Source organism: Macrococcoides caseolyticum, from assembly GCF_002902665.1.
GTDB lineage: Bacteria > Bacillota > Bacilli > Staphylococcales > Staphylococcaceae > Macrococcoides > Macrococcoides caseolyticum.
In genome coordinates, this window is sequence record NZ_PPRM01000117.1 from 42211 (window position 1) to 51954 (window position 9744).

General features: G+C 36.4%; 9 protein-coding genes. 2 read left to right on the forward strand and 7 right to left on the reverse strand.

From position 1 onward, the window contains the following. Positions 1-193 precede the first annotated feature (193 nt). Genes CD152_RS11540 through CD152_RS11555 form a run of 4 tightly spaced genes read right to left on the reverse strand, consistent with a single transcriptional unit; the run spans position 194 to position 4482 of the window. Positions 194-2620, reverse strand: coding sequence for an ATP-dependent Clp protease ATP-binding subunit (locus CD152_RS11540; RefSeq protein WP_101141329.1), 2427 nt, complete (start codon positions 2618-2620; stop codon positions 194-196). A 9-nt stretch (positions 2621-2629) separates the two neighbouring features. Further along, a complete protein-coding gene (locus CD152_RS11545; protein WP_101141331.1) occupies positions 2630-3634 on the reverse strand; it encodes a protein arginine kinase in 1005 nt (334 codons plus the stop codon). Beyond that, entirely contained in the window at positions 3624-4010 is a 387-nt protein-coding gene (locus CD152_RS11550) for a UvrB/UvrC motif-containing protein (protein WP_015912387.1), read from the reverse strand. Before CD152_RS11550 ends, CD152_RS11545 begins: the two co-directional genes overlap by 11 nt. Positions 4011-4020: 10 nt before the next feature. Beyond that, positions 4021-4482 (reverse strand): CtsR family transcriptional regulator, encoded by a 462-nt coding sequence (locus CD152_RS11555; protein ID WP_101141334.1) that lies wholly within the window; start codon positions 4480-4482, stop codon positions 4021-4023. A 184-nt stretch (positions 4483-4666) separates the two neighbouring features. Here CD152_RS11555 and CD152_RS11560 point away from each other — a divergent pair, with 184 nt between their 5' ends. Beyond that, the gene (locus CD152_RS11560; protein ID WP_103214808.1) at positions 4667-5875 is read left to right on the forward strand and encodes a NupC/NupG family nucleoside CNT transporter; all 1209 of its coding nucleotides are present in this window, start codon (positions 4667-4669) and stop codon (positions 5873-5875) included. A 79-nt stretch (positions 5876-5954) separates the two neighbouring features. Here CD152_RS11560 and CD152_RS11565 read toward each other — a convergent pair whose 3' ends face one another. From CD152_RS11565 to pdxS, 3 genes are all read right to left on the reverse strand, one after another. Next, complete coding sequence (locus CD152_RS11565; RefSeq protein ID WP_101035791.1) at positions 5955-6581, reverse strand: nitroreductase family protein; 627 nt, start codon at positions 6579-6581, stop codon at positions 5955-5957. Positions 6582-6684: 103 nt separating this feature from the next. Then, the gene (gene pdxT, locus CD152_RS11570; RefSeq protein WP_101057584.1) at positions 6685-7245 is read right to left on the reverse strand and encodes a pyridoxal 5'-phosphate synthase glutaminase subunit PdxT; all 561 of its coding nucleotides are present in this window, start codon (positions 7243-7245) and stop codon (positions 6685-6687) included. A gap of 1 nt (position 7246) precedes the next feature. Next, a complete protein-coding gene (pdxS, locus tag CD152_RS11575) occupies positions 7247-8134 on the reverse strand; it encodes a pyridoxal 5'-phosphate synthase lyase subunit PdxS (protein ID WP_103214809.1) in 888 nt (295 codons plus the stop codon). Positions 8135-8238: 104 nt separating this feature from the next. On the opposite strand from pdxS, the gene pdxR reads away from it, so the two are divergent. Continuing rightward, entirely contained in the window at positions 8239-9573 is a 1335-nt protein-coding gene (gene pdxR / locus CD152_RS11580) for a MocR-like pyridoxine biosynthesis transcription factor PdxR (RefSeq protein ID WP_103214810.1), read from the forward strand. The last annotated feature ends 171 nt before the right edge of the window (positions 9574-9744 follow it).

A 9744-nucleotide genomic window follows, 5' to 3' on the forward strand; every position in this document is an offset into this window, starting at 1 on the left:
ATTTTAAAACTTTTTAACTAATTAAACAATTATAACAAAAAAGTCAGTACACAAGTGTTCTACCATAAGTAAAAACCCGAATGGTGCTCAGAAAATGTTCTTTATTTTCAGCACTATTCGGGTTTGATTATAGTAGTTTCTATACCGCTATTAATTAAGATTGCTAAGCTAAAATTATGTTACTACTCATCCACTATGCTCTTGCTTTATCAATTTTAAATGCATCATCCACATAATCTATATTAATATGATGTCCAGTTAATTCTTCACCTTTTAATAGTTCTTCAGATAACTGATCTTCAATGTGCTTTTGAATTGCTCTAGCAAGTGGTCTTGCTCCGTATTCAGGATCATAGCCTTCATCCGCAATTTTCTCTTTTGCTGCATCTGTCAATGAAATATGGATATCTTGTTCTTTCAGTCTGTTTGCAAGACCTTCAACCATTAACGTAACAATTTCTTTCAAATGATCTTTCTCCAATTTGTGGAACACGATAATATCATCAATTCGGTTTAAAAACTCTGGACGGAATTGTTTCTTGAGTTCATCCATCATCGTTTTACGGATAGTTTCATAATCCTGAGCTGCAGTCTGCCCGCCGAAACCAACAAATTTATTATCTTTAATTTCTTGAGCTCCGACGTTACTCGTCATGATAATAACCGTATTTCTGAAATCTACTGTACGACCTTTTGAGTCTGTAAGACGTCCATCATCGAGTACTTGTAACAGAATGTTAAAGACATCTGGATGTGCCTTTTCAATTTCATCAAATAAGATAACTGAATAAGGTTTACGACGTACCTTTTCCGTTAATTGACCGCCATCATCATGCCCTACATATCCTGGAGGAGAACCTACCATACGTGACACACTATGTTTCTCCATAAACTCACTCATATCTACGCGAATCATCGCATCCTCTTCACCAAACATTGCTTCTGCTAGTGCTTTTGCAAGTTCTGTTTTACCTACACCAGTAGGTCCTAAGAAGATAAAGCTTCCAATCGGACGCTTTGGATCTTTAAGACCAGCACGTGCACGACGCACAGCTTTAGAAATAGATGATACGGCATCTGACTGACCAATGACACGATTATGCAGAATTTCTTCCAGGTTCAACAGCTTTTGAGATTCAGTTTCTGCAATTTTAGCAATCGGAATACCTGTCCATTGTGCTACAACATTGGCAATGTCATCTTCAGTCACTGAAGTATTATTTGAACCTTGTGTTTTTTGCCATTCCTTTTTAGTTTCTTCTAACTTTTTCTCAAGCTGCGTTTGTTTATCACGTAAACTTGCCGCTTGTTCAAACTCCTGAGAATGTACTGCAGCATCTTTTTCATTTTTCACTTTTTCTAATTCCGCTTCAAGCTCTTTTAAGCTTGGTGGTGTTGTATAATTTCGTAAGCGTACTTTAGAACCTGCTTCATCGATTAGATCTATCGCTTTATCTGGTAAGAAGCGATCTGAAATGTAACGATCACTCATCTTAACTGCCGCTACAAGTGCTTCATCAGAAATTTTGATTCTGTGATGTGCTTCATAGCGATCGCGCAACCCTTTCAATATTTCTATTGCATCTTCTACATTCGGTTGATCGACTTGAACAGGCTGGAATCGACGCTCAAGGGCTGCGTCTTTCTCTATATATTTACGATACTCCTCTAACGTTGTTGCACCAATACATTGTAGCTCACCACGTGCAAGTGCAGGTTTTAATATGTTAGAAGCATCAATCGCTCCTTCAGCACCCCCGGCTCCAATTAAAGTGTGTAACTCATCGATGAATAAGATAATATTACCTGCCTGATGAATTTCTTCCATCACCTTCTTAAGACGCTCTTCGAATTCACCTCGATATTTAGTGCCTGCAACCACAGTACCCATATCTAAACTCATCACACGTTTTCCTTTTAATGTTTCTGGCACTTCATTATTGATAATTGCTTGTGCTAACCCTTCTACAATCGCTGTTTTACCTACACCAGGTTCGCCAATAAGCACAGGATTATTTTTTGTACGACGACTCAACACTTCAATAACACGTGTAATTTCAGCGCTACGTCCAATCACTGGATCAAGTGTGCCATCTTTTGCAATGACTGTTAAATCACGCGCAAGTTCATCAAGTGTCGGTGTATTTTGTGATTTTGAAGCATTCGCATCTTTGCCTGCCATTTCAGGACTACCAAGTAACTTTACAACTTGAGATCTTGCTTTTGTAATATTTAAGTCAAGGTTCGCTAGCACGCGTGCTGCAACACCTTCGTTTTCTCGGATTAAACCAAGCAGAATATGCTCTGTTCCTACGAAATTATGGTTTAATTTACGTGCTTCATCAAGTGATAATTCGATTACCTTCTTTGCACGTGGCGTATATTGTATTGTGCCACCCATGTCTGTGCCGTGACCGATAAGTTGTTCTACTTCAGATACAACTTTATCTTCTGTGATATTGTAAGCCGCTAAGACTTTTGCAGCGATACCATCAGGCTCTTTTACAAGGCCTAACAATAAATGTTCTGTTCCAATGTTGTTGTGATTTAAACGAATTGCTTCTTCTTGTGCATGTGCAAGTACTCTTTGAGCACGTTCTGTTAATCTACCAAACAATATAATTCCTCCTTATAGATGCGTACGTAGCATCTCTGCTCTTTTTTCTTCTATTGTGCCTTGTGTATCATATACAGTATCTAAAAAAGGTGCTTGAATTGCTACCATAAGTTCATTAAATCTAAACGGAATATCGATGATATCCATGTCAATTCCAAGCTTCACTTCACTTAGACGAAGGCTGGCTTCTTCTACCGAAATCTTACGGCTGTATTTCAAAATACCTAAACTACGATAAATTCTATCAATGGTTTCAATATGATCGTAATTATTCATTCGTTTACGCATATTGAGTTCTTCCTCAATAATCTGTTCAACAACTTGCTGAAGATCTTCAATAATACTTTCTTCATCTTTACCGAGCGTCAGCTGATTAGATACTTGGTATATATGACCTAATGCTTGTGTCCCTTCTCCATATATACCACGAATCGTAAAACCAAAACGATTGATAGCTTGAGCGATTCTATTCATACGATTCATAATAGAAAGTCCTGGTAAATGGAGCATTACACTAGCACGTAGACCTGTTCCTATATTAGTAGGACATGTTGTTAAATATCCATAATGCTCATCAAAGGCCATTGTTAGCTTTTCATCTAAAAGCTTATCAATACCTTGAGCACGCATATATAACTTCTGAAGAGATAGATCTTTACCAAGCACCTGTATTCTGATATGATCTTCCTCATTTACCATTATGCTTTCTGATTCATCATCGTTAATATAGACAGCACCACCGTTATTATCCAATAATTCTTTACTCATCAAATGTTTTGCGACAAGCATTAAGCGCTCTCGTTCAGATATTGTACTCATCTTTATTTCTTCATAATCATGAAGCACATTCCCTACCGCTTCAATAACGCGTTCTGCATCTCCCTCATTAAACATCATCGGATGCACAAAGCCTTCTAAATTACGTGCCAATCTGATTCTAGAACTCAAGATGACCGGTTCATCTTTACCACTTTGCATCCAGTCACTAAGTTCACTTTGAAGGTGTTTACTCAACATGAGTATCACCACCTTCCTTTAATACTTTTATTTCGTCTCTTACATTTACAGCTTCTTCAAAGTTTTGTACTTCTATTAATTGCTGTAGTTTTTCTTCCAGTGCTTCAATACGCTTTTTGAGTGCAATCTTTTCTTGAGACTTAAAAGGTTGCTGTCCGACATGTTCCAAATTACCCGCTTGAACTCTCTCTATTACTTGAGGGACATACTGACTAAATGCGTCGTAACATTCACTACAACCGAACTTACCGATATGCAACGCCTCTCTTAGTGAAAGACCACAGTTAGGACATTTATCAGGATGTGTTTGAAATTCTCCGCTATTAAGTAAATGTTTCAATAGCTGATTCATCGAAAATTCTTCTTCATAAGCCATACTGTACCTCCTAGTTGTATTGGATGATGGCAAGTACATTTTGTAATATATTCGCTCTAATATAATCACGGTACGGTACTTCCATCATTAAAGTATCTCTATGGATCGCTGACATAATCAACTTCTTCTCTCTTAATGTAATCAATTCGTTATCATATAGACCGGCAATAATACGTTCAGCATTTTGCTGTGAAACCTGCTTCCCTGTAAGCTTTTTAAGATGATTTAAAAAAGCTGACTTATCGTTTGATTCAATCTTTGTAATACGGATATAGCCACCGCCACCACGTTTACTTTCGATTTGATAACCATGTTCATTTGTAAACCTTGTTTTAATGACATAATTTAACTGTGAAGGTACACAATCAAACTTCTCTGCAATATGGGCACGCTTAATTTCCACGACGTCATCTGTCGCTTCTTCAAGCAGTTGCTTTAGATATTGTTCAATTATATCCGACATATTGTGCATGACATCACCCACCTTTGACCTTCTTTGACTTTATTATATTTTGATTTGTCATTTAGTGCAAACAATATGTTTATCTTTCATATTTGAACATATGTTCAAAATGAAATTAAAATTTGTTTAGCGCTTTCATAAATTATATAGTATGATATGTATAGTTAAAATTAATATTAAAAGGAGCGATATTATGAACTTTATAATAGGTATTATCGGACTTATTATCTTCTTGTCTCTCGCATGGATCATGAGTTCGGATAAAAAAGGTGTAAGATGGCAATATATTGGTATCATGCTTGTAATTCAATTTATACTTGCTTTCGTCTTGCTAAAAACAACAGCTGGGATTTGGCTCGTTACACAACTAGCAACCGGATTTGGTTATTTACTTAAGTATGCAGCAGAAGGTGTATACTTTGTATTCCCAGGTGTTAAAAATGATGGCGTAGCTAATTCATTTTTCTTTGATGTATTGTTACCAATCACTTTTATTTCAGCATTAATAGGTATTCTTCAATATTTAAAAATCTTACCTTTCATCATCAAATATTTAGGCTTAGTTATTTCAAAAGTAAACGGCATGGGTAAACTTGAATCCTTCAATGCAGTAGCTGCAGCAATTCTTGGTCAATCAGAAGTATTCATTTCATTAAAGAAACAACTACCATTTATACCGAAGCATAGACTGTATACTTTAACAGCTTCAGCAATGTCTACTGTTTCATTATCAATTGTCGGAGCATACTTTCAGATGATTGAACCAAGATTTGTTGTTACAGCCATCGTACTTAATCTATTTGGTGGATTTATTATCGCTTCAATCATCAATCCTTATGGAGTATCGGCTGAAGAAGAAGATGCGGTGATCATGACTGAAGATGAAAAGAAACAATCATTCTTCGAGATGCTTGGCGAATATATTCTTGATGGATTTAAAGTTGCTATTATCGTTGCAGCAATGTTAATCGGTTATATCGCCTTAATTGCAATGCTTAATGGTATTGTTGATGCATTTACACCAGGCGAAATGAACTTTCAGACTATACTTGGGTATTTGTTTGCACCTCTTGCATTCTTAACAGGAATCGCTTGGGACGATGCGGTGCGTGCAGGATCTATTATGGCTACAAAACTCGTTTCGAATGAATTTGTCGCAATGCTAGATATTCAGTCTATTGTTAAAGGAAAGACTGGCGAATTATCAGAACATGCGGTCGGAATCGTTTCTGTATTCTTAGTATCTTTTGCTAACTTCTCATCTATCGGTATTATCGCAGGTGCTATTAAATCACTTAATGATAAGCAAGGTGATGTGGTCGCTAGATTCGGTCTGAAATTATTATACGGCGCTACACTTGTATCATTCATTTCAGCAACAATTGCAGGTTTCTTTATATAAAAGATAAGTGGACTGTTTCATAAACAGTCCACTCTTTTTTATAATAATGTTGATTTTTTCTTACAAAATTCGTCTCTAATTAATTATATGTCAATATTTCTGATACATCATGTCTTGAAGATGGATAATGTTCTTTAGCTGCAATTCCAATTGCGATGAACATTACAGGTGTGTATCGTCCTCCGTCAATATTTAACGCTTGTAATACCGCTCCTCTGTCAAAACCACCAATTGGATTTGTATCAAAGCCATAATCTTTTGCGACAAGCATAAACTGCATTGCTGCCATGGCAGAATCCATCATTCCTTGAGTATGCATAAATTCATCTGGCGTCTGATCGAGAAGCTGTTGAATTAACTTCGTATTTTCATCTTTTATATTTTGATCCATATATCCTTCTTTTACATTTTGCTGCATAATTCTATCTAAGTCATTTTTATGGTTATTATCCGATAATACAAGTACAAAAGCTGAGCTCGTATCTAATTGACGGGTATTAAAATGAACATGATCTCTGATTGCTGCTTTCGCTTCATTGGATTCTACTACAACAAATCTCCAAGGCTGCAAATTTAAAGACGATGGTGCCTTCGTTGCTAATGTAATCATTTCTTCCATCGTTTCATGAGGAATTGTGATTTCTGGATTAAACTCTTTTATTGAATGACGTGATTCGATTGCTTGTTTTAATGATAAGTCTTTCATGTAAGAAGCTCCTTTTTCTATAATGATAGATTATATCATGCATATAAATTGTATCAAAATAAGAAGACTCCAATTGTATAATTGGTGTCTTCTCATAAAAATATTATTTCGTTACCATTTCTTCAATAAAATATTTCATTATCTTATAATCTTCTGTAAGCTCCGGGTGAAAAGATATACCAAGATATTTCCCTTGCTTCACGGCTACCATCTTATCTTCTACCGAACTTAATACTTCAACACCTGGTCCTACTGACACAATATGGGGTGCACGGATAAAGACTGCATCTACTTGATCTTCAATACCCTTAACATCAATATTAGCTTCAAAGCTATCGACTTGACGTCCAAATGAATTACGTTCAACTATAATATCTATCTTCCTTAAATGACCTTGCTCATAACCGACGATATCATTTGCAAGTAAGATTAATCCTGCGCATGTGCCATACATTGGTAGCTCACTTTGGCGTAACGCTTCAGTAAAGCCATATAGATCCATCAGACGGCGCATCGTTGTCGACTCTCCACCGGGCAATACTAATCCATCAATATCCGCTAGTTGTTCCACACGTTTTACAGGTATCCCCGTGTGACCTGCTAGTTCAATATGATGAATATGCTCTCTTACAGCACCTTGCAGTGCTAATACACCTATCTTCATATTACCAGCCACGTTCCTGCATTCTTTCTTCTAAAGAAAGTTTATTAATATCTAAACCTTTCATCGCTGCACCTAACTCTTTAGAAAGTTCACCGATTAATTTATAGTCTTGATAATGTGTTGTTGCTTGAACGATTGCTTTCGCAAATTTTTCTGGTGATTCTGATTTGAAGATACCAGAACCAACGAATACACCATCTGCTCCAAGTTCCATCATTAATGCCGCATCCGCTGGTGTAGCAACACCGCCTGCAGCAAAGTTTACAACTGGTAACTTACCTAAAGCTTTAATTTCTTTTAATACTTCATATGGTGCCCCTAAAAGTTTTGCTTCCGTCATAATTTCATCATCATTCATAACAGTTAGTTTACGTACTTGTGCATTTACTTTACGTAAGTGACGCACAGCTTCAACGATATTTCCTGTGCCAGGCTCACCTTTCGTACGTAACATCGCTGCACCTTCGCCAATACGACGTGCTGCTTCTCCTAAATCACGGCATCCACAAACGAAAGGTACTGTAAATTCATCTTTCTTTAAGTGGAATTCCTCATCTGCTGGTGTTAATACTTCTGATTCGTCGATATAGTCAACACCCATTGCTTCTAATACACGTGCTTCAGTAATATGACCGATACGACCTTTTGCCATAATAGGAATAGATACAGCATTCATTACCTCTTCAACGATACGGGGGTCAGCCATACGAGCAACGCCACCTGCTGCACGAATATCACTAGGAACACGTTCTAATGCCATTACTGCTACTGCACCTGCAGCTTCAGCAATTTTTGCTTGTTCAGCGTTGACAACATCCATAATAACGCCGCCTTTTTGCATTTCTGCCATACCACGTTTAACTTTATCTGATCCTACGATTTTACTCATTAATATACACCTCATATTCTGGATTTACACTACAATTACTAATGTATAATAGTTTCTGATATTATAAAAGTATCAGTTATCAATAAAATAAAGGGGTCAGTTTCATGGAGATACTTACATACAAATTCAGTGATCAAAAATATTTATATACGCAATTATATGAAAACATAAAAAGAGATATCTTATCTGGGAAATTAAAACATAAAGAAAAACTTCCTTCGAAACGTAAACTCAGTACACACCTGAACTTAAGTGGGACGACAATCGAAATCGCATATCAGCAATTACTTGATGAAGGATATATATATTCAGTACCAAAAGTAGGTTTCTTTGTAGAAGATATTCAGACGATAAATATAGCACCAGAAAGTAAAGCAGACATACCAGATTATCATCATAAGCAAAGACAATTATCTCTTAAGATAGAAGACAGTCACATTAAATCATTTCCATTTCACAAATTCAGAAAATACGCACGAGATGCATTTGAACAAGATCAGTATCATTTGTTAGAACGTGGTGATATTCAGGGGGAAGAAATATTACGCAATGAAATTAGGCGCTATCTATACCACTCTCGCGGAGTGAACTGTGAAAACTATCAAATCATTATCGGTAGTTCTACAGAACAGCTGTTTACACTCCTTACTAAAATATTAGGTAACAGCTCATATATATTAGAAAATCCTGGTTATCCACTCATTAGAAAAGTATTACAAAGTGAACATAAACACTATCAGTATATCGATGTTGATGAAGAAGGGCTCATAGCTTCATCACTTCCTGAAAATGTTGAAATTGTGCACGTTACACCAAGTCATCAGTTCCCAACAGGTGTCTTACTCAGTGCAAAGCGCAGAACCGAACTGATTAATTGGTCTAAACAAAAACAAAATCGCTACATTATTGAAGATGATTATGATAGTGAATTTAGATATAAAGGAAGGCCTCTCGCTGCATTACAAGGTATGAGCAATGAACGTGTAATATATATGAGTACATTCTCAAAATCTATCTTCCCAAGTATCAGATGTGCCTATTTAGTACTGCCTGATAAACTGCTGGAGTTGTATAAATCGATGTCAAAGCCGAATAATACTGTACCAAGACATATTCAATATATGATCGCTGCATTTATGAAAGATGGTGAATTTGAACGGAATATTAACAGAATGAGAAAGGAATATAAGAAGAAATTAGAGCTTGTACTTCAGTCTGTTAAAGAGACCTTTAAGCAAAGCAATATAACTGGCAGTGATGCGGGTATGCACTTCGTACTCGAGACGACAGAAGTTATCAATAAAGATAGTATCGCAATTAATACGATAGATGATTACTATTCTGGAGAAAAAACAAGTTATAAAAATCAGTATATTATCGGATTTGGAAGTATCGAAGACGATGAAATTTCTTCTGTTATTAAACGACTTAAAAATTAAATCTACAATAAATAAAAGTAACTACATGAAAATGCAGTTACTTTTTTGTATAAAAAAAAGAGACCTAACAGGTCCCCAATGTGCGGCTCATCGCATCCATCTATATATTGCCCGGCAACGTCCTACTCTCGCGGATCGTAAGACCAACTACCATCGGCGCTAGAGAGCTTA

Bases quoted from the DNA above. Each gene is read 5' to 3' on its own strand.
- CD152_RS11545 (WP_101141331.1), bottom strand. From the start codon at position 3,634: ATGTTGAGTAAACACCTTCAAAGTGAACTTAGTGACTGGATGCAAAGT.
- CD152_RS11550 (WP_015912387.1), bottom strand. From the start codon at position 4,010: ATGGCTTATGAAGAAGAATTTTCGATGAATCAGCTATTGAAACATTTA.
- CD152_RS11555 (WP_101141334.1), bottom strand. From the start codon at position 4,482: ATGCACAATATGTCGGATATAATTGAACAATATCTAAAGCAACTGCTT.
- CD152_RS11560 (WP_103214808.1), top strand. From the start codon at position 4,667: ATGAACTTTATAATAGGTATTATCGGACTTATTATCTTCTTGTCTCTC.
- CD152_RS11565 (WP_101035791.1), bottom strand. From the start codon at position 6,581: ATGAAAGACTTATCATTAAAACAAGCAATCGAATCACGTCATTCAATA.
- pdxT (WP_101057584.1), bottom strand. From the start codon at position 7,245: ATGAAGATAGGTGTATTAGCACTGCAAGGTGCTGTAAGAGAGCATATT.
- pdxS (WP_103214809.1), bottom strand. From the start codon at position 8,134: ATGAGTAAAATCGTAGGATCAGATAAAGTTAAACGTGGTATGGCAGAA.
- pdxR (WP_103214810.1), top strand. From the start codon at position 8,239: ATGGAGATACTTACATACAAATTCAGTGATCAAAAATATTTATATACG.